This window comes from Vibrio sp. 10N.222.52.B7 (assembly GCF_041474275.1).
GTDB classification, from domain to species: Bacteria; Pseudomonadota; Gammaproteobacteria; order Enterobacterales; family Vibrionaceae; genus Vibrio; species Vibrio crassostreae_C.
In genome coordinates, this window is the sequence record NZ_JBFRTU010000569.1 from 1 (window position 1) to 325 (window position 325).

Consider the following 325-nt stretch of genomic DNA (forward strand, 5'->3'; position numbering starts at 1 on the left):
CAATAACCAACCACTCGCGACCATTCCGACAACAAAAGCAAGTCGCCAATGTTTTTCGGTTTTCTCTGTGTTGGTATCCGAGCTGGATTCAGATCCTGATTCTAATCATTTGTTGTTTCTAGACGGCAATAAGCGGCTAACGATTCCGCTGATCCCCGCAACTCGCCCGATCCCCAACATCAGAATAGTTGCCGACGCGCCTAGTAGCATGCCGCCAAAAAATGCATCCCAAGGTATTAAACTCATCACTGACCTCTCCCATAACGTCGATTAACTCATCAGTCTTAACTTAAATTAGAGTTTACTAATAAATATAAATTAGTCA

At 43.4% G+C, this 325-nt stretch carries 1 pseudogene; it reads right to left on the reverse strand.

The features are described from left to right. Positions 1-246 (reverse strand): annotated as a pseudogene (locus AB4512_RS24235) (YeeE/YedE family protein); the annotation flags it as partial. Positions 247-325: the final 79 nt, after the last annotated feature.